Genomic DNA, 23050 nt, shown 5'->3' with positions numbered 1-23050 from the left:
GAGAGTGACGTCGTATGTTTACGGCGTATATCTAAGACAGTGCACTCCAGGACCCCCGGGAGTCAAGAGCACCGGTTCACGGCCTGACCAGCAACTGGAAGTCGAACGCATACCGCGAGGCCCGGTAGATGTGCGTCCCGTACTCGACCGGTCGCCCGGTGTCGTCGTACGCCGTGCGCTGCATGGTGAGCAGGGCCGCGCCCTCCTCCTCGTCGAGGCGGGCGGCCTCCTCGGCGGTGGCGGAGCGGGCGCCGATGGTCTGGTGGGCGCTGTGCAGGGTGATGCCGGCGGTGCGCATCATCCGGTACAGGCCCGTCGACTCCAGGCGGGCGGAGTCGAGTTCCAGCAGGGTCGCGGGGAGGTGGTTGCACAGCAGGGCGACCGGCTGGCCGTGGGTGAGGCGCAGCCGCTCCAGGACGATCACCTCGCTGCCCTCCGCGAGGCCGAGCGCGGCGGCGACGTCCGGGGACGCCGGCTCGCGCTCGTTGCGCACCACCTGCGTGGTGGGGCCCTGCCCGGCCGACTCCAGGTCGTCGTAGAGGCTGCTGAGCTCCAGCGGGCGCTTGACCTGGCTGTGCACCACCTGAGTGCCGACCCCTCGGCGGCGCACCAGCAGCCCTTTGTCGACCAGGGACTGGATGGCCTGGCGGACGGTGGGTCTGGACAGGCCCAGGCGCGTCGAGAGGTCGATCTCGTTGCCGAGGAGGTTGCCCGGGGCGAGTGCTCCGTGCTCGATCGCCGCCTCCAGCTGCTGGGCCAGCTGGTAGTACAGCGGCACCGGACTGCCCCGGTCCAGGGCGAAGTCCAGTGAGTCGACAGCGGCCGTCGCGGTTCGTGTGCTGCCGCCGGTCCTCGCCATGGGCGTACCTCCCTCTGGGTGCTGACGAGACGTCAGGAGTGGCTGGGGAAACCGAGGTTGATGCCCGCGTCGGCAGGGTCCGGCCAGCGCGTGGTGATCACCTTCCCCTGCGTGTAGAAGGCGATGCCGTCGTTGCCGTAGACGTGCAGGTCGCCGAAGAGGGAGTCCTTCCAGCCGCCGAAGGAGTGGTAGCCGACGGGCACCGGGATCGGCACGTTCACGCCGACCATGCCCGCCTTGACCTCCATCTGGAAGCGGCGGGCGGCGCCGCCGTCCCGGGTGAAGATCGCGGTGCCGTTGCCCCAGCGGGAGTCGTTGATCAGCTTGATGGCCTCGTCGTACGACTCCGCACGGACCACGGCCAGGACGGGACCGAAGATCTCGTCGCGGTACGCGTCCGCCGTCAGCGGCACCTTGTCCAGCAGCGATACGCCGAGGAAGAAGCCGTCCGCGCACTCGGGGTGTCCCTCGACCGTGTGACCGGTGCCGTCCACCACCACCTCCGCGCCCTGCTCGGCGGCCGAGGTCACGTACGACGCCACCTTGTCGCGGTGCTCGCGGGTGATCAGCGGGCCCATCTCGGAGGACGGGTCGTTGCCGGGGCCGATCCGCAGGTTCTTCGCACGCTCGGCGATCTTGGCGACCAGTTCGTCGCCCGTGTCGCCGACCGCGACCACGACAGAGACGGCCATGCAGCGCTCGCCCGCCGAGCCGTACGCGGCGTTGATCGCCTGGTCGGCGGCGAAGTCCAGGTCGGCGTCCGGCAGCACCAACATGTGGTTCTTCGCGCCGCCCAGGGCCTGCACGCGCTTGCCGTGCTCGACCGCCTTGAGCTGGATGTACTTGGCGATCGGCGTCGAGCCGACGAAGGAGACGGCCTCGACGTCCGGGTGCTCCAGCAGGCGGTCGACGGCCACCTTGTCGCCCTGCACGATGTTCAGGACACCGTCGGGCAGGCCCGCCTCGGTGGCCAGTTCGGCCAGGCGGAAGGAGGCCGAGGGGTCCTTCTCGCTCGGCTTGAGCACGAAGGTGTTGCCGCACGCGATGGCCAGCGGGAACATCCACATCGGCACCATGGCCGGGAAGTTGAACGGCGTGATGCCCGCGACCACGCCCAGTGGCTGGCGGATCGAGGCGACGTCGACACGGCTGGAGACCTGCGTCGACAGCTCGCCCTTCAGCTGCACGCTGATCCCGCAGGCCAGCTCGACGATCTCCATGCCGCGCGCGACCTCGCCGAGCGCGTCGGAGTGCACCTTGCCGTGCTCGGCGGTGATCAGCTCGGCGATCTCGTCGCGGTGGGCGTCGAGGAGCTCGCGGTACTTGAACAGGATCGCGGTGCGCTTGGCCAGCGAGGAGGAACCCCAGGTCTCGAAGGCGGCCTTCGCGGAGGCGACGGCGGCGTCCACCTCGTCGACGGTGGCGAATCCGACCTGCTTCTCCTGCGCGCCGGTCGCCGGGTTGTACACGGCGCCGTGGCGGCCGGAGGCGGACTCGACGGGCTTTCCGTCGATCCAGTGGGTGATGGTCTTCATGGTGCGGGGGCCTTTCACAAAGGGGTCGTGCGGGGGGAGGTCAGAGGTGACGGCGCTGCGCGGCGACCTGTCGGTCGTACTCCTCGCGGGCCTGTACGGCGGCCTCGCGGGAGGCGGTCTCGGCGACCGGCACGTCCCACCAGGCCTCGGCCGGGGGAGCGGTCGGGGTTGCGGTGTCGGTCTCCACGTAGACACAGGTCGGGCGGTCGGAGGCGCGGGCTGCGGCGAGTGCCTCGCGCAGTTCGCGGACGGTCTTGGCGCGCAGGACGTCCATGCCGAGGCTGCCCGCGTTGGCGGCGAGGTCGACGGGGAGCGGGGCGCCGGAGAAGGTGCCGTCGGCGGCCCGGTAGCGGTAGGCGGTGCCGAAGCGCTCGCCGCCGACCGACTCGGAGAGGCCGCCGATGGAGGCGTAGCCGTGGTTCTGGATGAGGACCAGGTTGACGGGCAGGCCCTCCTGGACGGCGGTGACGATCTCGGTCGGCATCATCAGGTAGGTGCCGTCGCCGACCAGGGACCAGACCGGGGTGTCGGGGGCGGCCTGCTGGACGCCGATGCCGGCCGGGATCTCGTAGCCCATGCAGGAGTAGCCGTACTCCAGGTGGTACTGGCGGGGGCTGCGGGCGCGCCAGAGCTTGTGCAGATCGCCGGGGAGCGAGCCGGCTGCGTTGATCACCACGTCGTCGTCGCCGACCACAGCGTCCAGTGCGCCGAGGACCTGGGTCTGGGTGGGTACGGCGTTCTCGTCGGCGGCGGTGAAAGCGGCGTCGACCACCTGCTCCCAGCGTTCCTTGCCGGTGCGGTACTCGGCCTCGTAAACCGAGTTCACACGGTGACCGGCGAGGGCCTCCGTCAACGCTGTGAGCCCCGCACGCGCATCGCACACCACCGTCCGCGCCGCCAGCTTGTGAGCGTCGAACGCGGCGATGTTGAGGTTGACGAACCGGACCTCCGGCCGCTGGAAGAGCGTGTTGGAGGCGGTGGTGAAGTCCGTGTAGCGGGTGCCGACGCCGATGACCAGGTCGGCCGTGCGTGCGATCTCGTCGCAGACCGCCGTGCCGGTGTGGCCGATGCCGCCGAGGTCGGCGGGGTGGTCGTACCGCAGCGAGCCCTTGCCGGCCTGGGTCGAGGCGACCGGGATGCCGGTGGCGTCCACCAGCGCCTTGAGCGCCTCCTCGGCCTGACTGTGGTGGATGCCGCCACCCGCGACGATCAGCGGCCGCTCGGCCGCCCGGATCGCCGCCACCGCCTCCGCGAGCTCGTACGGGTCGGGAGCCGGCCGCCGTACATGCCACACGCGCTCGGCGAAGAACTCCTCCGGCCAGTCGTACGCCTCCGCCTGCACGTCCTGGGGAAGAGCCAGAGTCACGGCACCGGTCTCGGCCGGGTCGGCGAGCACCCGCATGGCGTTGAGCGCGGAGGGGATCAGGGCCTCGGGGCGGGTGACGCGGTCGAAGTACCGCGACACCGGGCGCAGGGTGTCGTTGACCGACACATCGGCCTCGGTCGGGTGCTCCAGCTGCTGCAGGAGCGGGTCGGCGACCCGGGTGGCGAAGTAGTCGCCGGGCAGCAGCAGGACCGGCAGGCGGTTGATGGTGGCGAGCGCGGCGCCGGTGACCAGGTTGGTGGCGCCCGGGCCGATGGACGTCGTGACCGCCTGTGCGGACAGGCGGTCGAGCTGGCGGGCGTAGCCGACGGCCGCGTGCACCATGGCCTGCTCGTTGCGGCCCTGGTGGTACGGCATCGTGGCGCCTGGGCCGATGCCTGCCTCCATCAGGGCCTGGCCGATCCCGGCAACGTTGCCATGCCCGAAGATCCCCCAGGTGCCCGCGATCAGCCGCCGGCGCACGCCGTCGCGCTCCGTGTACTGGACGGACAGGAACTGCACCAGGGCCTGGGCGACGGTCAGGCGGCGCGTGGTGGTGCTCATCAGGACTTCTCCGGGGCCGTGTAGAGGGGGAGACGGGGGTCGACGGGCTGCTCGGGCCAGGTGGAGCGGACCCAGGCGTGATCGGGGTGGTCGCAGATCAGCCAGGCACGCTCGGGCTCCGGGCCCGCCATGACGTTGAGGTAGTACATGTGATGGCCGGGCACGGCCATGGAGGGCCCGTGCCAGCCGTCGGGGATCAGCACGACGTCACCGCCGCGCACCTCGGCCAGCACATCCGTGTTGCGGCCCTGCCCGGAAGGGGAGACCCGCTGGTAGCCGAGGCCGGGGATGCCGTCATGGGCGGCGAACTCGAAGTAGTAGACCTCTTCGAGGACGGACTCCTCGCCGGGCCGGTGCTCGTCGTGCTTGTGCGGCGGGAACGACGACCAGTTGCCGCCCGGTGTGATCACCTCGACGGCGATGAGCTTGTCGCACTCGAAGACGCCCGCAGCTCCGAAGTTGTTGACCTGACGGGAGGAGTTCCCGGTGCCGCGCAGCTCCACCGGCACCGAGGAGGCCGGTCCGTAGCGGGCGGGCAGCCGCCGGGAGCAGCGGGCGCCGGTGAGCGCGAACCGGCCGCCGCCGGCGGACGTGACCGTCGTACGGGCGTCCCTGGGCACATAGGCGAAGTCGCTGACGGCGCTGAACACGCTGTCCCGGCCGGTGAGTTCGAAGGTGTCGTGGCCGAAGTCGTCGGCCGCCGCGACCGTGCAGCCGCCGCTGAGCGGCAGCACGATCCACTCGCTGTCGCCGGTGTCGAAGGTGTGCGCGCCGCCCGGCGGCAGCTCCAGCACACGCAGACTGGAGTAGCCCCAGCCCGCCTTCTCCGGGGTGACGTCCACGACGTAGGGGCCGCCGAGGGCCTTTCCTGCGGGCAGGTGGTAGGTCATAGGGGACTCCTCCGTATCACGAGCCACGTGACAGCAGTCCTACGGCCGTGTCGACCGCCGTCTCCACACTGCCCTCCGCCGGGTAGAGCAGCGACCGCCCGACGACCATGCCCTGCACGGTCGGCAGTCTCAGGGCCTTGCGCCAGCGCTCGTACGCGCGCTCCTGGTCCTCGCCCACCTCGCCGCCGAGCAGCACGGTCGGCAGGGTGGAGGTCTCCAGCACCTCGCCCATGTCGTCCGGGTCGTCGGTGACGGGCAGCTTCAGCCAGGTGTAGGCGGAGGTGCCGCCCAGGCCCGCGGCGATCGCTATGGACTTCGTGACGGCCTCGGCGGACAGGTCGTTGCTGACCCGGCCGTCTATCCGGCGCGAGATGAACGGCTCGACGAACAGCGGCAGCCGGTGTGCCGCCATGTCGTCGATCGCGCGGGCCGTGGACTCCAGCGTGGTCAGCGAGCCCGGGTCGTCGTAGTCGATGCGCAGCAGCAGCTTGCCCGCGTCGAAGCGGAGCCGGGCGATGTCCTCGGCGCGGTGGCCGGTGAAGCGGTCGTCCATCTCGAAGACGGCGCCCGCGAGGCCCCCGCGGTTCATGGACCCCATGACGACCTTGTTCTCCAGCACCCCGAGCAGGAGGAGGTCCTCCAGGATGTCGGCGGTGGCCAGCACCCCGTCCACGCCCGGCCGCGACAGCGCGATGCACAGGCGCTCCAGCAGCTCGGCGCGGCCGGCCATGGCGAGCCGCCGGTCGCCGACGCCGAGGGCGCCGCGCGCCGGGTGGTCGGCGGCCACGATCATCAGGCGGCCGCTGTCGCCGATGAGCGGGCGGCGCGTGCGCCGGGCGGCCGCGTCGGCCACGGCCTCGGGGTGGCGGGCCCTGACCGAGACGAGGTCGGGGATGCTGAGGGACAAGGGGAAGCTCCGTTTCAGAGGGTGGCGCGCGCGAGGAGGTCCTCGACCTCGGCCTCGGTGGGCATCGCGGAGGAACAGGCGAGACGGGAGGCGACGAGGGCGCCGGCCGCGTTGGCGTACCGCATGATTTCGGCCAACCCCCAGCCGGCCAGCAGGCCGTGTACGAGGGAGCCGCCGAAGGCGTCGCCCGCGCCGAGGCCGTTGGCCACCTCGACGGGCACCGGCGGTACCTCGGCGCTGGTGCCGTCGCGGTGCACGGCGAGGACGCCCTTGGGGCCCTGCTTGACGACCGCCAGTTCCACGCCCGCCTCCAGCAGCGCCTCGGCGCAGGCCCGCGGCTCGCGGACGCCGGTGGCGACCTCACACTCGTCCAGGTTGCCGACCGCGACCGTGACGTGCCGCAGTGCCTCCGCGTAGTACGGGCGGGCCTCCTCCGGGTCGCGCCAGAACATGGGGCGCCAGTCGAGGTCGAAGACCGTCGTACCCGCCTTGTCGCGTGCCTTGAGGGCGGCGAGTGTGGCGGAGCGGCTGGGTTCCTCGCTCAGACCCGTGCCGGTGATCCAGAAGACCCGGCTTGCCCGGATGGCGAAGTAGTCCAGCTCCTCGGAATGTATCTCCAGGTCAGGAGCCTTAGGCTGCCGGTAGAAATACAGAGGGAAGTCATCCGGAGGGAAGATCTCGCAGAAGGTCACCGGTGTGGGGTACGCGGTGACGGGCGCGACCCAGCGGTCGTCGACGCCGAACTCCTTCAGCGCCTCGTGCAGATAGGCGCCGAAGGGGTCGTCCCCGGTGCGGGTGATCACCGCGGTGTTCCGGCCGAGCCGGGCGGCGGCGACCGCCACGTTGGCGGCCGAACCGCCGAGGAACTTGCCGAAGGTCTCGACCCGGGCCAGGGGCACCCCGGACTGCAGCGGGTAGAGATCGACTCCGATGCGGCCCATAGTGATCAAGTCGAAGGACTGGTCTGACTCGGCCATGCGCGACGCTCCTCGAGCTGGTCTGGGGATGCGGGTCCCAGAGGGCCTGCCGCCCCACAGGTGTAGGCCTCGGAGGGCGACGCTGTCAATAGTTTGTACTTACATTCGGACTAGCTCGTGAAATGATGTCTTAACAAAGTATTGACAGCGGGCTCGGCCAGGGGTTTGATCCCGTCCCAGGCCGACCGCCGCGTTTGCGGCAAACGACCCGGGCATGCCAAGATCCCGGGCCCTGGATCTTCGTGATCCCCCTCTCCCTTTCCCCCGCAACGCACAGTGAGGTGCCAGGAAAGATGGACCGCTCTTCTCACCCCCGCTCCCGCAGAATCGCCCCCGTTGTCGCGGTGGTCGCGGCGGCTGCCCTGACCCTCGCCGGCTGCTCCAGCAGCTCCGGGGGCAAGAAGTCCGAGGAGGGTGGCGCCAACGCATCGGCCGGCAAGGCCACCACGCCTCGGATGACGGTCGCGTTCGTGACGCACGCGTCCTCCGGCGACACGTTCTGGGACATCGTCCGCAAGGGCGCTGAGGCCGCCGCGGCCAAGGACAACATCAAGCTCGACTACACCTCCGACCCGAACGCGGGCAACCAGGCCACCCTGGTGCAGAACGCGATCGACAAGAAGGTCGACGGCATCGCGGTCACCCTGGCCAAGCCGGACGCCCTCAAGAGCGTTCTGGCCAAGGCGGAAGGGTCGAAGATACCCGTGGTCGGCCTCAACTCCGGTGTGAGCGACTGGAAGAAGCTGGGCCTGCTGGAGTTCTTCGGCCAGGACGAGACGGTCGCGGGCGAGGCGCTCGGCAACCGGCTGAACCAGGTCGGCTCCAAGACGGCCGTCTGCGTGATCCACGAGCAGGGCAACATCGGTCTGACGCAGCGCTGTGACGGTGTGAAGAAGACCTTCTCCGGAAAGCTGGAGACCGTGTTCGTCAACGGCGCCGACCAGCCGTCCGTGAAGTCGACGATCACCGCCAAGCTCAAGCAGGACAGCGCGATCGACCACGTCATCACGCTCGGCGCCCAGACCGCTCTGACCGCCGTTCAGGCGGTGTCCGAGAGCGGCAGCAAGGCCAAGGTCGCCACGTTCGACCTCAACAAGGACCTGACCGGCGCGATCAGCAAGGGCTCCATCGAGTTCGCCGTCGACCAGCAGCCTTACCTCCAGGGCTACCTGGCGGTCGATGCCCTGTGGCTCTACAAGAACAACGGCAACTACAGCGGTGGTGGTCAGCAGCCGGTGCTGACCGGTCCGGCCTTCGTCGACAAGTCCAACGTCGCGAGCGTCGCCAAGTTCGCCGCGAACGGAACCCGGTGATCAGTATGACCCAGCACGCCGAGCCGGCGGTGACCACACCGCCGGCCTCCGGCCCGAAGGAAACCGACGGCCGGACCGCTCAACGCCCCCTGGTCACCCGTCTGTTGGCCCGCCCCGAGGTCGGCGTCTTCCTCGGCGCGGTCGCGGTCTACGTGTTCTTCCTGATCGCCGCCCCGCCGGTGCGCGACAGCGACTCGATGGCCAATATCCTCTACCAGTCCTCCACCATCGGCATCATGGCCCTGCCGGTCGCCCTGTTGATGATCGGCGGCGAGTTCGATCTGTCCGCGGGCGTCGGGGTGATCACCTCCGCGCTGACCGCGTCCATGCTCAGTTACCAGCTCACCCTGAACGTGTGGGTGGGCGTGCTGGTCGCGCTGATCGTGTCGCTGGCGGTCGGGGCGTTCAACGGCTGGATGGTCGTCAGGACCGGACTGCCCAGCTTCCTGGTCACCCTGGGTACCTTCCTGATCCTGCAGGGCGCCAACCTCGCGGTGACCAAGCTGGTGACCACGAACGTGGCCACCGACGACATCAGCAACATGGACGGCTTCGACCAGGCCAAGAAGATCTTCGCCTCGTCGTTCAGCCTGGGCGGCGTCCAGGTGAAGATCACCGTCGTGTGGTGGCTGGTCTTCGCCGCTCTCGCCACCTGGGTGCTGCTGCGCACCAAGTACGGCAACTGGACCTTCGCGGTCGGCGGCAACAAGGAGAGCGCGCGGGCCGTGGGTGTGCCCGTGGCGTTCACCAAGATCTCCCTGTTCATGCTGGTCGGCTTCGGCGCCTGGTTCATCGGCATGCACCAGCTGTTCTCCTTCAACACCGTGCAGTCGGGCGAGGGCGTCGGCCAGGAGCTGATCTACATCTCGGCGGCGGTGATCGGCGGCTGCCTGCTGACCGGCGGTGCCGGCAGCGCGATCGGCCCGGTCTTCGGCGCGTTCATGTTCGGCATGGTGCAGCAGGGCATCGTCTACGCGGGCTGGAACCCCGACTGGTTCAAGGCCTTCCTCGGCGTGATGCTGCTCGGCGCCGTCCTGATCAATCTGTGGGTCCAGCGCACCGCGACCCGGAGGTGACACCATGACCAACAACGAATCCGGCACGCACGGCGCGATCCTCGCCGACACCGCCCCCGAGCAGGCCGACGGGGTGATCGTCGAACTGCGCAACGCGGGCAAGTCCTACGGCAACATCCGCGCCCTGCACGGCGTCAGCCTGCAGGTCCGCCCCGGCCAGGTCACCTGCGTGCTCGGCGACAACGGCGCCGGCAAGTCCACCCTCATCAAAATCATCTCGGGCCTGCACCAGCACACCGAGGGCGAGTTCCTCGTCGACGGCGCCCCGGTCCGCTTCACCACCCCGCGCGACGCCCTGGACCGCGGCATCGCCACGGTCTACCAGGACCTGGCGACCGTCCCGCTGATGCCGGTGTGGCGCAACTTCTTCCTCGGCTCCGAGATGACCAAGGGTCCCTGGCCCCTGCGCCGCCTCGACATCGAGAAGATGAAGAAGACCGCGGACGAAGAGCTGCGCGAGATGGGCATCATCCTGGACAATCTGGAACAGCCCATCGGCACTCTCTCCGGCGGCCAGCGCCAGTGCGTGGCCATCGCCCGCGCCGTCTACTTCGGCGCCCGCGTCCTGATCCTGGACGAGCCCACCGCCGCCCTGGGTGTCAAGCAGTCCGGTGTGGTGCTGAAGTACATCGCCGCCGCCCGCGACCGGGGCCTGGGCGTCATCTTCATCACCCACAACCCGCACCACGCCTACATGGTCGGCGACCACTTCAGCGTGCTGCGCCTGGGCACCATGGAACTGTCCGCCGAGCGCAGCCGGATCACCCTGGAGGAGCTGACCAACCACATGGCCGGCGGCGCCGAACTCGCCGCGCTCAAGCACGAGCTGTCCCAGGTACGCGGCGTCGACGTCGAGGAACTCCCCGAAGAGGCCGACCTCACCGCACCCGTGGCGAAGACCCCGGAAGGAACCCCCTGACATGGCAGGTGCTCTGGACCGCATCCGGGTCGGATCGGCCCCCGACTCCTGGGGCGTCTGGTTCCCGGACGACCCCCAGCAGGTGCCCTGGGAACGCTTCCTCGACGAGGTCGCCGAGGCCGGGTACTCGTGGATCGAGCTGGGCCCGTACGGCTATCTGCCGACCGACCCGGCCCGCCTCACCGAGGAGATCGCCAAGCGGGACCTGAAGGTCTCGGCGGGCACGGTCTTCACCGGCCTGCACCGCGGCCCCGCCGTCTGGGAGTCCACCTGGGAGCACGTCAGCCAGGTCGCCGCGCTCACCCAGGCCATGGGCGCCAGGCATCTCGTCGTCATCCCGTCCTTCTGGCGCGACGACAAGACGGCCGAGATCCTGGAGCCGCCGGAGCTGACCGGCGAGCAGTGGGCGTACCTCACCAAGGGCATGGAGCGGCTCGGGCACGAGGTGAAGGAGGCGTACGGCCTCGACATCGTCGTACACCCGCACGCCGACACCCACATCGACACCGAGGACCACGTCGAGCGCTTCCTCGACTCGACCGACTCCGAACTGGTCAACCTGTGCCTGGACACCGGGCACTACGCCTACTGCGGCGGCGACAGCGTCAAGCTGATCGAGACCTACGGCGAACGCATCGGCTATCTGCACCTCAAGCAGGTCGACCCGCAGATCCTCGCCGACGTGACCGCCAAGGGCACACCGTTCGGGCCTGCCGTGGCGCAGGGCGTGATGTGCGAACCGCCCGCCGGTGTCCCGGAGTTGGGGCCGGTGCTGGAGGCCGCGCAGAAGCTCGGCGTGGAGCTGTTCGCCATCGTCGAGCAGGACATGTACCCGTGCGAGCCGGACAAGCCGCTGCCGATCGCGGTGCGCACCCGCAAGTTCCTGAGGTCCTGCGGCGCCTGACCCGTCGAAGGGGGACGAACGACCATGGCTCGGCAAGGAACACTGCAGGTCGCGGTCGTCGGCACCGGCAAGATGGGTGCCGACCACGTCCGCCGTATCCAGGAGGTCGTCAGCGGGGCCAGGGTGAGCGCAGTCGTGGACGTCGATGTGGAACGCGCCAAGGACGTCGCCGCCCGCATCGACGGCTGCACCGCCTACTCCGACCCGGCCGCCGCCATGTCGGCAGCCGATGTCGATGCCGTGCTGATCGCCTCCCCGGGGCCCGCCCACGAGGCGGCCCTGCTGACGGCGTTCGAGCACGATCTGCCCGTGCTGTGCGAGAAGCCGCTCACCCCGGACGCGGCCTCCGCGCTGCGCGTGCTGGAAGCGGAGCAGAAGCTGGGCCGCCGCCGGGTCCAGGTCGGCTTCATGCGGCGCTACGACGCCGAGTACATGAAGCTCAAGTACCTCCTGAACACGGGCCAGTTGGGGCGCCCGCTGATGCTGCACAACCGGCACCGCAACCTCGCCTCCCCGCCCGGCTGGCGCAGCGAGATGCTCATCAACGACTCCGTCGTGCACGAGATGGACGTGACGCGCTGGCTGCTCGGCCAGGAGATCACCGCCGTCACCGTCCTGCGCCCGACGCCGTCCGCGAACGCCCCGGACGAGATGCAGGACCCGCAGTTCGTCGTCTTCGAGACCGACGGCGGCGCGATCGTCGACGTCGAGATCTTCGTCAACTGCGGCTTCGGCTACCAGGTCCAGGCCGAGGTGGTCTGCGAACGCGGCACCGCCCGCATCGGCGACGGCCACGCCATGGTCACCAACATGGCGGGCCGCTGGGGCGGCACCATCATCCAGGACTACCTCGAACGCTTCGCCGACGCCTACGACCGCGAGGTCCAGGCCTGGGTCGACGCCACCCGCCGCGGCGAGGTCGTCGGCCCGAGCGTGTGGGACGGCTACGCCGTCGCCGCGGTCTGTGAGGCGGGCGTGAAGGCGCTGGAGGAAGGCACCCGGGTGCCGGTGGAACTGGTGGACCGACCGGCGCTGTACGAGGTCACCCGACAGCCCGGCTGAACACCACCCGGTCCTCGCCGGGCCCGTTGTAGTCCGCCTCCACGTTCACCTCGAACCCGAGGCTGCGGTGGAAGGCCACCGACCCCTTGTTGCCGAGGCTCGTGATGGCCTTCAGCCGGACCGCCCCCTGCCGCCGCGCGGCCTCGGTGAACGCACCGTACAGCTCCCGCCCCAGACCGCTGCCCCGGGCGTCGTCCCGCGTCGCGATCAGATGCACGTACCCGGTGCCGCCGGGCGTGACGAACCCGATCAGATACCCGAGAATGCCGTCGTCGGACCGGGCGACCAGACAGGTCTCGCCGAACTCCTGCACCAGAGCCAGGAGATGCAGACCACGCAGATCGCGCTCGCCCCAGTAGCGGGGGTGGTCGGCGAGGACCTGCAGGATGTCGGTGACTTGGGCGGGTGCGATGTGTACGGCCATGGCGCCGATCATCGCAGAGGGGGCTGCGGATGGGGCTGGTACGGATGCTGCTGCCGGTACCGCGCGCGGCGGCCCGGCTGGCGCCGGGAGTCGGCCGTCCGCTGCTCGGCGCGGCACTGTCGTGGTGCGTGATGCCCCGCTGGGTGCTGCTGCGGCCCCCGCCGGCGGCGTACCGGCTGGCCCGGGCGCAGGAACTCGTCACCCTGTACCAGGAGGGCACCGACCCCGACCGGCTGGCCAGTGCCCTGGCCCTGCAGGCGTACGGGCTGCTCCTGTCGATGCGGCACGAGGAGGCGTGCGCGGCGGCGGACGCCTCGCAGGCCGTGCCGGGCGCACGCCTGTCGGTGATGCAGTCCGGGCACGCCGTCCATCTGCGGGCGCAGGCACTGATGGGTCTCGGTCGCTACGAGGAGGCCCTGGAATCGGCCCGGGAGGCCGTGGAGTCGTATCGCCGCGTCCCGGCCCCGGGGCGCCGGGACCGGGTGCTGGGCAATCTGCCGGGTGCCCTGCGCACGCACGCATTCGTGCTGGGCAGGCTGCACCGCACGCGCGAGTCCGTGGCCGTGTACGAGGAGTGCGCCACCCTCCTGCGGGCCATGCCCGTACGGGAGTCGGCGCATGTCCAGCTGGTTCGGCCACGGGTCCTCGTCGAACTGGTCGGTGGACTGCGGGCCCTGGGCCGGTACGAGCAGGCCCTGGCGGTGGGCCCGGAGGCCCGCGAGGCGGTGCACGGTCCGCTGCTGTGGTCCGCACCGGAGATCGTCCTGGCGCTGCGAGCGCAGCTGCTGGGTGACCTCGCCGGCTGCGAGAGCGCCGTGGGCCGGCCGAAAGACGCGCGCGCCACCGCCGAGGAAGCAGTCGGGCAGGCCCGCCGGCTCGTCGCACGGCATCCCGAGTCGGGCGAACCGCACCTCGCCGCCGTACTGGACGTCCTGGCCGCCGTACTCGACGAACTCAACGCGTACGAGGACGAGTTGACGGCCCTGCGGGAGCTGGCGGTCCTCTACACCCGCCTCGACGCCGACCCTCTGCTGGCGGACACCCTGGACGGCATCGCCCGCTGCCTCGGGCGGAGCGGCGACCACCGGGCGGCCCGGGCCGAGGGGGAGCGGGCCGTGACCGTCGCGCGCCGTGCGGCGCAACGCGATCCCGAGCGGAATGAGCCCCGACTCGCCCGACTGCTCGCCGACTTGAGCATCCGGCAGCAGGAGTCCGACGAAACGGAGTCGGCGGTGAGGACCGGGCGCGAGGCTGTCGCGCTCACCCGGAGGCTGGCCGAGGCCGACCGGGAGGCGTACCAGACGTTGACCGCCCGCCGCCTCCGCGTCCTCGCCCAGGCCCTGCGCCGCGCCGGTGACCACGACCTGGCCGTGCCGTGCTACGAGGAGGCGGAGGCCCTCCTGGAGGGACTGACGGACACCGCCGCCGAACTGGCCTCGACCCGCTCCCTGTCGGCCACCACACTGAGCACGGCGGCCCGCGCACATCTCGAGGCCGGACGTACCGCCGAGGCGGTGGCCGTCCTGCGTTCCCTGCTCGCCCTCACCCGGCGCACGGACGGCACGGAGGTGCACGCCCTGTGCGTCACGACCTTCGCCGAGAGCCGCGCCGAGTCGGGGAGCATCGTGCAGGCATGGGAGCGGGCGACCGGGCAGCCGTATCCGACGTTCGTCTACACCCGCGTCCGCGGCCGCGGTTCGAACCCCGCCGCCCGGTAGCTCTCGTCGATCAGGGTCATCGTCGCCAGCGCGTCGTCCGCGTCCAGGGGCAGCGGGGCGTTCTCGCGGACGCGGGCCGCGAACGCCTCCAGCTGGTAGGTGTACGAGGAACGGGTGCCGAGGTGTTCCGTGCGTTCACCGTCCGGGGTGCGGATCACGATTCGGTCGTCCATCTGGGGGAGGACGAAGTTCGGGGCCAGGGCCTCGCCGTGGCTGCCGATGATCCGGCAGCTCATCTCCAGCTTGTCGTACGCCATGTGGCAGCGGGCGGAGGCGGTGGCGCCGTTCGGGAAGGTGAGGTCGGCGTCCAGCCATTCGTCGACGCCGGGGGCGCCCGCGCGTTCCCCGCCGCGGGCGGAGATCAGCGTCGGTGCGCCGCCCGCCCAGGGGGCCAGCATGCGCACGGCGTGCAGGCTGTAGCAGCCGAGGTCCATCACGGCGCCGCCGGCCAGCGGCAGGGACCAGCGCGGGTCGCTGTCCACCGGTACCGGGATGGCCACCATGGTCTCCACCCGCTGCAGTTCGCCCAGCTCACCGCTCTCCAGGAGTTCGTGCAGGCGGCGGGTGACCGGGTGGAAGAGGTAGTGGAAGGCCTCCATGAAGACCGTGCCGGCCTTGGCCGCCGCCTCCCGTACCTCGGCGGCCTCCTCGGCGTTGCTCGCCGACGGCTTCTCGCTCAGGACGTGCTTGCCGGCCGCGAGGGCGGCCAGGTTCCACGGACCGTGCAGGCCGTTGGCGAGCGGGTTGTAGACGACCTCGACCTCGGGGTCGGCGAGCAGGGCCGCGTAGGAGTCCGCGACCCGCTCCACGCCGTGCTCGGCGGCGAAGGCCTCGGCGCGGGAGCGGTCGCGGGCGGCCACCGCGACCAGGCGGTGGCCGGCGGTGAGGGCCGGGTCGATCAGGGCGCGTTCGGTGATCCGGGCGGCGCCCAGGACCCCGATGCGCAGGGGTTCGCGGACCGGTTCGCTCATGAGGTCTCTTCCTTCTCTGTCCGTTCGTGCAGGGCCGGTGTGCCGCCGACGGGCGGGAAATGGCGGCGGGCCAGGTCCTGCGCGTGGGCGACGGTGCATTCGATCAGTTCGAAGGCGGGCAGGCCGCCGACGTAGTAGGTGTGGTCCCGGCCCTGCAGTGCGTCCAGCCGGTCCAGGGCGCCGTCCGCGAGGTCGTCGCTGCCGAAGTGCGGCATGAACGCCCACTGGCGGTGGAGATGTATCTCCTCCAGTCGCCCGCCGAGTTCCGCCACGTCGGCCCCCAGCAGCGCCGTCACGTCCTCGGGGCGGCCGTAGGAGTAGAAGGTCCGCACGTCGCTGCCCGGGTAGCGGTGGTGGTACGAGACGCAGTGGCCGGCCGCCTCGCGGGTCGCGGTGTGGCGGTCGAGGAAGTAGAAGGCGTTCTCGGGCAGACCGGAGGCGGTGGCCAGGGTGGTGTGGTAGTCGTTCGAGACGATCCTCGTGGCGAGGTCGCGCTCCTCCGCGGTGGCGTCCAGGAACGGCAGGATGCGGTCCAGGGGGACGGCGAGCACCAGGTCGTCGGCCTCCACCGGGCCGGAGTCCGTGTGCACCCGTACCCCGCCCTCGTGTCGCTCGACCGACACCACGCGCACCGCGCACCGTACGTCCTTCAGCTCCTCGGCGACCCGCTGCCACAGCGTGCCGAAGCCTCCCGTGACGGTGAACGCGCCTCCGTGGCCCAGCAGTTCGGGCCCCTGGGACAGCAGACCGGTCATCTCGGCGTACTTGACGAAGTTCAGGGCGGGTGTCCGGTCGTCGAGATAGCCGTATCCGGCGGCGGTGTATCCGGTGCCGAACGACTCGGCCATGGACTCGAGGCCGTGCTCGGCGAGCCAGTGGGTGACCGGTGCGGCCAGGGCCCGCGCCGAGTGGGCGAGCCCGGGTTCGGCGATGCGCGGGAACTCCCGCTCGCGCAGCGCCCGGTAGCGCCGGAAGGCGCCGTCGCGCAGGAACGACATGGTCTGGCGGGACGCGGTGCGCCCCTCGATGTCGAGGACGCGGTAGCGGGTGGTGCGCTCCGTCTCCATGTCCAGTTCCGTCAGCAACTGTGCCGTCCGCTCGTACTGGTTGGTGCAGATGTGGCCGCCCAGGTCGTGGGCCCGGCCGTCGACGTGCACGCTCTGGCACTTCCCGGCCACCGTCTCCTGCTCCTCCAGGACGGTCACCCGGTGTCCGGCGCGCTCCAGTTCACGGGCGGCCGCGAGACCGCCGGGCCCGGCGCCGATGACCACCACACGCCGCTCGCTGCGTAACTGCCCGCCGGGCAGGGCGGGTTGACGGGTGTCCGTGTGCGGTCGGGATATCTCGCCGGTGCTCATGGTCGTTGCTCCTCGTCGGTCCGTCGTGCGTGGATCTCATGGTGGTACGGAGAGATCCCGCGGTCGTGACCGTCAGGGGGCAACGTGGCGATTCGCACACTCGTGCTCCGGGCGCCGGAGGCCGGGCCGGCGCCCGGAGCACGAGGGACTGGGCCGCCGCTCAGGCGGTGCGGACCTCGGCGATGGTCACCGGGCGGTGCTCGTGCAGCGACAGCGTGCACGCGTCGGCGATCCAGCCCGCTTCCAGGGCGTCCGCGATCGTGCAGGGCGAGGGGCGGGTACCCGCCACGACTTCGGTGAACGCGGTGAGTTCGGCACGGTAGGCCGCGGTGAAGCGGTCCATGAAGAAGTCGTGCGGGGTGCCCGCCGGGAAGGTCACGCCGGGCTCCACGGAGCGCAGCGGCAGCTTGTCCTCCAGGCCCACCGCGATGGAGTCCGTGAAGCCGTGGATCTCCATGCGGACGTCGTAACCCCGCGCGTTGTGGCGGGAGTTGGAGACCACCGCGATGGTGCCGTCGTCCAGGGTGAGGATGGCGCCTGTGGTGTCGGCGTCACCCGCGTCCTTGATGTACTCGGCACCCCGGTTGCCGCCGACGGCGTACACCTCGACGACCTCGCGGCCCGTCACCCAGCGGATGATGTCGAAGTCGTGGACCGAGCAGTCGCGGAAGATGCCGCCCGAGGCGGCGATGTACGCGGCCGGCGGGGGCGCCGGGTCCAGCGTGGTCGACCGCACTGTGTGCAGCTTGCCCAGCTCGCCGCTCTGCACGGCGGCGCGCGCGGCGACGAAACCGGCGTCGAAGCGGCGGTTGTAGCCGATCTGGATCGGTACGTCCGTGCCCTCGACGGCCTTGAGCACCTCGACGCCCTCGGCCATCGTCCTGGCGACGGGCTTCTCGCAGAAGACCGGGATGCCGGCCTCGACGCCCCCCAGGATCAGCGCGGGGTGGGCGTCCGTCGCGGCCGCGACCACGATGCCGTCCACGCCGGCCGCCAGCAGGGCCTGGGGCGAGTCCACGACCTCGCCGCCGAACCGCTCCGCCGCGGACTTGGCGGCGTCCGCGAACGGGTCGGTCAGCACGAGCGACTCGACCACGTCGAGCCCGGAGAGGGTTTCGGCGTGGAAGGCGCCGATGCGGCCGAGGCCGAGGATTCCGATACGCATGAGCTCCGCTGCTTTCCTGTTTCTTGGTGTGTGGTTGCTGTCCGTTGCCGGGGCTCCGTCCCGGACCCCGATCGCCCTTCGGGCTCGTCCTCGAACGCCGGGGGCTGACTCAGTCGAGGCCGCCCAGGACGTTCTGGTCCCAGTCGATCACCGATCCGGTCACCACGCCCGACCGCTCCGACAGCAGGAAGACCACGAAGTCCGCGATCTCGTCCGGCTGGCCCAGCTTGCCCATCGGCAGCCTGGCGGCGGCCTCCTCGCGCCAGTTGTCGGCGGCGCCGTGGAAGGTCTTCTGGGTGACGTCCTCGCCCTCGGTCACCGTCCAGCCGATGTTGAGGCCGTTGATCCGCACCCGGTCCCAGCGGTGCGCGTGCGCGGCGTTGCGGGTCAGGCCGATCAGACCGGCCTTGGCGGCGACGTACGGGGCCAGGAACGGCTGTCCGCCGTGCGCCGAGGACGTGATGATGTTGACGATCGTGCCGGGCGCCTTGCGGGAGACCATGTCCGCGACGGCGGCCTGCATCGCGAAGAACGGCGCCTTGAGGTTGATCGCGATGTGCTGGTCGAACAGCTCGGGCGTGGTGTCCAGCAGGGTGCCGCGGGAGGTCAGGCCCGCCGAGTTGACCAGGCAGTCGATCCGCCCGTATGCGGCGACCACCTCGCCCACCGCGGCCTTCGCCTGCTCGGCGTCGGACAGGTCGGCGCGCACGAACATCGCCTTGCCGCCGGCCGCCGTCAGCTCGGCCACCAGTGCCTCGCCGGGTTCCGGGCGCCGGCCGGTGACGGCCACGACCGCCCCCTCACGCACGGCGGCGCGGGCGATGGCGGCCCCCACGCCTTGGCTGCCGCCGTTGACGAGGACGGCCTTGTCGTCGAGAAGTCCCATGGATCTCTGCCGTCCTTTCAGCTCGCGCGGCGTTCGCCGGCCACCCGCAGGTGGTCCCGCAGGACCCGCGCAGGCCGGCCCTCGCGCAGTGCTTCGCGTACCAGGTCCGCCTGCGAGGGCGGGGCCAGGCCGTCGACCGGCGGGTCGCTGTCGAGGTTGGTGGGGAAGGGGTAGGCCTCGGCGCTCGCGGCGATCACGTTCTCCAGCCAGGCCTCGTCCGCGCCGTCCGCCTTGCGCCGCAGCAGCACGGGGTAGACCGCGTTCGCCACCGCCTCCCGGTCCACGGTCTCCATCGCCCGGCCGAAGGCGGAGGACACCTGCAGCAGATTGGCCATGCGCCGCACATCCGTGGTGCGGTTGGTCCCCGCGGCGTGGAACAGCGCCGGGTTGAAGAAGGCGGCGTCGCCCTTGGCGAGCGGCAGCTGGACGTGGTGCTCCTTGAAGTACGCCTGGAACTCGGGCCGCCGCCAGGCCAGATAGCCCGGCTCGTAGGCCTGCGAGAAGGGCAGGTACAGGGTCGGCCCCGACTCCACCGGCATGTCGCAGTGCGCGACCGCGCCCTGCAGGGTGAGGACGGGGGAGAGGCGGTGGACGTGCGCAGGATAGGCCGCGGCCACCTCGTCGGAGAGGAAGCCGAGGTGGTAGTCGCGGTGCGCGGTCTGTGCGAGGCCGCCCGGGTTGACCACGTTGACCTGGGAGGTCACCTGGTAGCCGGGGCCCAGCCAGGCCTCGCAGACCAGGGCGAGGATGGGGTTGGCGTAGTAGTCGGCGAACGCCGCCGGGTCGTAGAGGGCCGCCTTCTCCAGTGCGTTCCACACCCGCTCGTTGGCGCCGGGCTTGGCGAAGTGGTCGCCGGCCGTCGTGCCCGCCGCGTACTGCTCGCGGATCAGCGCGTCGAACACCTCGGTGACCCGGTCGACCACCGCGTGGTCGGGAAAGGCGCCCCGGAAGACCACCACTCCCGGTCCGTCGGTGAGGGCCCTGACGAGCTCCTCCTGGAGGCCCCGGCGGTCCTTCGCGGCACCGACGCGCTCGGCGTCGTACAGCAGGACGTTCCGCTCCACCGCAAAGGCGTGCGGGTAGTCGGCGGGGTCGGCCGTCCGCTCGACGAGCGCGCGGAAGGAGTCGAGGTCGCAGTCCTGCTCGGAGAGCCAGACACGGTGTTGTACGGCGGTGAAGGACATCGGTGTCCTCTCGGTGACAGGGCCGACTCAGCCCTGTCATTCTTGTCAGTACAAACCCGTCGAACAACCAGCAGGCGGCCATCAAAAACCCCTCAAGCCGGCGAGAGGAGCCCACGGTGGGCCATCCCTTCCCGATCCGGGAGATCGCACGTCAGGCGGGCCTGAGCGAGGCCACCGTCGACCGGGTCCTCAACGGCAGGGGCGGCGTCCGCGAGAGCACCGCACGGGAGGTCCAGCAGGCCATCGCCGACCTCGACCGGCAGCGCACCCAGGTCCGGCTGGTCGGCCGCACCTTCATGATCGACATAGTGATGCAGACGCCGGAGCGGTTCTCCACCGCCGTGCGCGCCGCCCTGGAGGCCGAGCTGCCCGCCCTGCACCCGGCCGTGGTGCGCTCACGCTTCCACTTCCGCGAGACCGGCCCGGTGGCGGAGCTGACGCGGACGCTGGACCGGATCGCCCGCCGCGGCTCGCAGGGCGTCATCCTCAAGGCCCCGGACGTCCCCGAGGTGACGGCCGCCGTCGGCCGCCTCGCGGAGGCCGGCATCCCCGTCGTCACCCTGGTCACGGACCTGCCCGCCACCGCCCGCCTCGCCTACGTCGGCATCGACAACCGTGCGGCCGGCGCGACCGCCGCCTACCTCATGGGCCAGTGGCTGGGCGAGCGCCCCGGCAATGTGCTGACCAGCCTCAGCAGCGGCTTCTTCCGCAACGAGGAGGAGCGCGAGATGGGCTTCCGCAGCGCCATGCGCAGCCGCCACCCGGACCGCACCCTGGTCGAGATCGCCGAGGGACACGGCCTGGACGCCACCCAGTACGACCTGGTGCGCGCCGCCCTCGAACGCGACCCGGACATCCGCGCCGTCTACTCGATCGGCGGCGGCAACAACGCCACCCTGCGCGCCTTCGAGGACCTGGGCCGCGAGTGCGCGGTGTTCGTCGCGCACGACCTCGACCACGACAACACCCGGCTGCTGCGCGAGCACCGCCTGTCCGCCGTCCTCCACCACGACCTTCGCCAGGACATGCGCGAGGCCTGCCACACCGTGATGCGCGCCCACGGCGCCCTGCCGCCCGCCGGGCCTACGCTGCCGTCGGCGATCCAGGTGGTGACGCCGTACAACATGCCCCCGCAGGCGACGAACCGAGGAGCCGGGTGACGACGAGCAGCGAATACGTGGAGATCGAGGGCGTCCGCCTGCTCGCCACGCTCACGACGGGCGGCGAGCTGGGACTGCTGGCGCTGCACGGCAGCAACGAGGGCGGTACGGCCGAGTTGGCGCGGGCGGTGGCCGAGCGGTGCGGGGCCACCAGCCTGGTCTTCACCCAGCCGGGCGTGCCCGATCCGGTGCACATTCCCTCCCCGCGCATGGCGGTCGGCCACTGCGCGCTGCTGCGGGACTTCCTGTCCCGGGTGGCGCTCACGGTCTCCCTGCACGGCCACAACAGGACCGCGACCCCACGGGCCATCTTCCTCGGCGGCGGCAACCGGCAGGCGGCCCGCCTCGTCGCCGGCGGACTCGACGCCCTGCGGCCGGAGTTCGCCCCCGTCACCGACCTCGACGAGATCCCCGTGAAGCTGCGCGGCCTGCACTCCAGGAACCCCGTGAACCTCACCCGCCGAGGCGGAGTCCAGGTGGAACTCCCGCTCGCGGCCAGGACCGAGCGCAGGCGATGGGCCCCGGGAGTGCCGGACACACCCCCGCGGTCCGTCGTCGACGCCCTGAGCAAGGGCATGGAGTCGCTGGCCTCCGCTATGCCCGGAGACTGACCCAGGAGCCGCTCTCGACCGACCGCACCATCGCCTCCAGTACGGCGGCGCTGTGCACGGCGTCCGGGAGGGTGGCCCCGTGCGGCTTGCCCTCCGCGATGGAGTGCAGGAAGCGGTGGGCCTCGATCACCTTCAGGTCGTCCATGCCCATGGCGTTCGCCGCGCCCGGCTGGAACGCCCCGAACTCGCCGTCGCCCGGGCCGACGTACACCGTGCTGACCGGCTGGTCCTGGTAGCTGGTGCCGCGGCTGACGCCCAGCTCGTTCATGCGGCGGAAGTCCCAGAAGACCGCCCCCTTGGTGCCGTGCACCTCGAAGCCGTAGTTGTTCTGCTCGCCGACCGAGACCCGGCAGGCCTCCAGCACCCCGCGGGCGCCGGAGGCGAAGCGGAGCAGGCAGCCCACGTAGTCCTCGTTCTCGACGGGGCCGAGTTCGCCGCCGGTGGCGCGGGTGTGGCCGGCGGTGGCGCCGGTGGGCCGGGCCCGCTGGGGGATGAACACGGCCGTGTCGGCGGTCAGCGCCTCGATGTCCCCGAGGAGGTGGCGGGCCAGGTCGGCGCCGTGCGAGGCGAGGTCGCCCAGGACACCACTGCCGCCGCGCTCCTTCTCGTAACGCCAGGTCAGGGCGGATTCAGGGTGGGCGGCGTAGTCGCTGAAGAGGCGGACGCGGACATGGGTGACCGTGCCGATGGCGCCGGAGGCGATCAGTTCGCGGGCGGCCTCGACGGCGGGCGCGTTGCGGTAGTTGAAGCCGACGGCGCCCTGGACCCCTGCCGTGGCGACCGCATCCGCGACCGCCCGCGCGTCCGCCGCGCTCAGGCCGACCGGCTTCTCGATCCAGATGTGCTTGCCGGCCTCCGCCATGGCGACACCGATCTCGCGGTGCAGGAAGTTCGGGGCGGTGATGCTGACCGCCTGGATCCGCGGGTCCTCGACGACATCACGCCAGTCCCTGGTCGTCGAGGCGAACCCGAACTGCGCGGCGGCCTCCTCGGCCCGCCCGGGCACCTCCTCGGCGACCGTGATCAGCTGCGGGCGCAGGCCCAGCCGCGGGTAGTGGTGCAGGACGCGGGCGTACGCCTGGGTGTGCACCCGGCCCATCCAGCCGAACCCGACGACGGCGACACCGAGCGAATCCACCATGACAGCCCCTCTTTGGACCGGTCCACAATCTGTCCACGCCACCCTGAAGCCCCCGCTCAGCCC

21 protein-coding genes are annotated in these 23050 nt (G+C 71.1%); 8 read left to right on the top strand and 13 right to left on the bottom strand.

The genetic code is table 11. The features are described 5' to 3' along the window. Positions 1-76 precede the first annotated feature (76 nt). The 6 genes from ACFY1E_RS20865 to iolC are packed head-to-tail and all read right to left on the bottom strand — an operon-like array spanning position 77 to position 7095. On the bottom strand, positions 77-859 hold the full coding sequence (locus tag ACFY1E_RS20865) for a GntR family transcriptional regulator (protein WP_389077974.1): 783 nt from the start codon (positions 857-859) through the stop codon (positions 77-79). Positions 860-891: 32 nt separating this feature from the next. Next, positions 892-2394 carry a CoA-acylating methylmalonate-semialdehyde dehydrogenase gene (locus ACFY1E_RS20860; protein ID WP_389077971.1) on the bottom strand — a complete coding sequence of 501 codons (1503 nt, stop codon included), beginning with the start codon at positions 2392-2394 and terminating at the stop codon, positions 892-894. 40 nt (positions 2395-2434) lie between these two features. Continuing rightward, positions 2435-4321: a 3D-(3,5/4)-trihydroxycyclohexane-1,2-dione acylhydrolase (decyclizing) gene (gene iolD, locus ACFY1E_RS20855; protein ID WP_389077969.1), complete on the bottom strand. Its 1887-nt coding sequence runs from the start codon at positions 4319-4321 to the stop codon at positions 2435-2437. Continuing rightward, positions 4321-5211, bottom strand: coding sequence for a 5-deoxy-glucuronate isomerase (iolB, locus tag ACFY1E_RS20850; RefSeq protein WP_389077966.1), 891 nt, complete (start codon positions 5209-5211; stop codon positions 4321-4323). Before iolB ends, iolD begins: the two co-directional genes overlap by 1 nt. A 16-nt stretch (positions 5212-5227) precedes the next feature. Beyond that, positions 5228-6118: a deoxyribose-phosphate aldolase gene (locus tag ACFY1E_RS20845; protein ID WP_389077964.1), complete on the bottom strand. Its 891-nt coding sequence runs from the start codon at positions 6116-6118 to the stop codon at positions 5228-5230. Between the two features lie 14 nt (positions 6119-6132). Next, on the bottom strand, positions 6133-7095 hold the full coding sequence (gene iolC / locus ACFY1E_RS20840; protein ID WP_389077962.1) for a 5-dehydro-2-deoxygluconokinase: 963 nt from the start codon (positions 7093-7095) through the stop codon (positions 6133-6135). Positions 7096-7388: 293 nt separating this feature from the next. Here iolC and ACFY1E_RS20835 point away from each other — a divergent pair, with 293 nt between their 5' ends. From ACFY1E_RS20835 to ACFY1E_RS20815, 5 genes are read left to right on the top strand one after another with little or no spacing between them, the layout of a single operon-like run. Next, a complete protein-coding gene (locus ACFY1E_RS20835; RefSeq protein ID WP_389077960.1) occupies positions 7389-8408 on the top strand; it encodes a sugar ABC transporter substrate-binding protein in 1020 nt (339 codons plus the stop codon). Continuing rightward, entirely contained in the window at positions 8408-9484 is a 1077-nt protein-coding gene (locus ACFY1E_RS20830) for an ABC transporter permease (protein ID WP_389078608.1), read from the top strand. The genes ACFY1E_RS20835 and ACFY1E_RS20830 overlap by 1 nt, the downstream gene beginning before the upstream one ends. Before the next feature lie 4 nt (positions 9485-9488). Further along, positions 9489-10403, top strand: coding sequence for an ATP-binding cassette domain-containing protein (locus tag ACFY1E_RS20825; RefSeq protein ID WP_389077958.1), 915 nt, complete (start codon positions 9489-9491; stop codon positions 10401-10403). Position 10404: 1 nt separating this feature from the next. Next, entirely contained in the window at positions 10405-11307 is a 903-nt protein-coding gene (locus ACFY1E_RS20820) for a sugar phosphate isomerase/epimerase family protein (protein ID WP_389077955.1), read from the top strand. A 24-nt stretch (positions 11308-11331) separates the two neighbouring features. After that, on the top strand, positions 11332-12369 hold the full coding sequence (locus tag ACFY1E_RS20815; protein ID WP_389077953.1) for a Gfo/Idh/MocA family protein: 1038 nt from the start codon (positions 11332-11334) through the stop codon (positions 12367-12369). Here the strand turns inward: ACFY1E_RS20815 and ACFY1E_RS20810 are convergent. Further along, positions 12350-12793, bottom strand: a complete 444-nt coding sequence (locus tag ACFY1E_RS20810) for a GNAT family N-acetyltransferase (protein ID WP_389077950.1) — start codon at positions 12791-12793, stop codon at positions 12350-12352. The genes ACFY1E_RS20815 and ACFY1E_RS20810 overlap by 20 nt on opposite strands. Positions 12794-12822: 29 nt before the next feature. On the opposite strand from ACFY1E_RS20810, the gene ACFY1E_RS20805 reads away from it, so the two are divergent. Then, positions 12823-14511, top strand: coding sequence for a hypothetical protein (locus ACFY1E_RS20805; protein WP_389077949.1), 1689 nt, complete (start codon positions 12823-12825; stop codon positions 14509-14511). Here the strand turns inward: ACFY1E_RS20805 and ACFY1E_RS20800 are convergent. The 5 genes from ACFY1E_RS20800 to ACFY1E_RS20780 form a co-directional block, all read right to left on the bottom strand. Continuing rightward, entirely contained in the window at positions 14466-15482 is a 1017-nt protein-coding gene (locus ACFY1E_RS20800) for a Gfo/Idh/MocA family protein (protein WP_389077946.1), read from the bottom strand. The two genes, ACFY1E_RS20805 and ACFY1E_RS20800, sit on opposite strands and share 46 nt — an antisense overlap. Continuing rightward, positions 15479-16840, bottom strand: coding sequence for an FAD-dependent oxidoreductase (locus ACFY1E_RS20795; protein WP_389077944.1), 1362 nt, complete (start codon positions 16838-16840; stop codon positions 15479-15481). The genes ACFY1E_RS20800 and ACFY1E_RS20795 overlap by 4 nt, the downstream gene beginning before the upstream one ends. 160 nt (positions 16841-17000) lie before the next feature. Further along, entirely contained in the window at positions 17001-18005 is a 1005-nt protein-coding gene (locus ACFY1E_RS20790) for a Gfo/Idh/MocA family oxidoreductase (RefSeq protein WP_389077942.1), read from the bottom strand. Between the two features lie 109 nt (positions 18006-18114). Continuing rightward, on the bottom strand, positions 18115-18891 hold the full coding sequence (locus ACFY1E_RS20785; RefSeq protein ID WP_389077939.1) for an SDR family oxidoreductase: 777 nt from the start codon (positions 18889-18891) through the stop codon (positions 18115-18117). Positions 18892-18908: 17 nt separating this feature from the next. Then, positions 18909-20075 carry a phytanoyl-CoA dioxygenase family protein gene (locus ACFY1E_RS20780; RefSeq protein ID WP_389077937.1) on the bottom strand — a complete coding sequence of 389 codons (1167 nt, stop codon included), beginning with the start codon at positions 20073-20075 and terminating at the stop codon, positions 18909-18911. 116 nt (positions 20076-20191) lie between these two features. On the opposite strand from ACFY1E_RS20780, the gene ACFY1E_RS20775 reads away from it, so the two are divergent. Together ACFY1E_RS20775 and ACFY1E_RS20770 are read left to right on the top strand one after the other, a co-directional pair. Continuing rightward, complete coding sequence (locus ACFY1E_RS20775) at positions 20192-21235, top strand: LacI family DNA-binding transcriptional regulator (protein ID WP_389077935.1); 1044 nt, start codon at positions 20192-20194, stop codon at positions 21233-21235. Next, positions 21232-21846 carry a poly-gamma-glutamate hydrolase family protein gene (locus tag ACFY1E_RS20770; RefSeq protein ID WP_389077933.1) on the top strand — a complete coding sequence of 205 codons (615 nt, stop codon included), beginning with the start codon at positions 21232-21234 and terminating at the stop codon, positions 21844-21846. Before ACFY1E_RS20775 ends, ACFY1E_RS20770 begins: the two co-directional genes overlap by 4 nt. Here ACFY1E_RS20770 and ACFY1E_RS20765 read toward each other — a convergent pair. Beyond that, positions 21830-22987 (bottom strand): Gfo/Idh/MocA family protein, encoded by a 1158-nt coding sequence (locus tag ACFY1E_RS20765; RefSeq protein WP_389077931.1) that lies wholly within the window; start codon positions 22985-22987, stop codon positions 21830-21832. The two genes, ACFY1E_RS20770 and ACFY1E_RS20765, sit on opposite strands and share 17 nt — an antisense overlap. Positions 22988-23050: the final 63 nt, after the last annotated feature.

Origin of the sequence: Streptomyces sp. NPDC001604, from assembly GCF_042893475.1 — a bacterium.
Lineage (GTDB): Bacteria > Actinomycetota > Actinomycetes > Streptomycetales > Streptomycetaceae > Streptomyces.
This window is presented reverse-complemented; position numbering and strand designations above follow the sequence as displayed.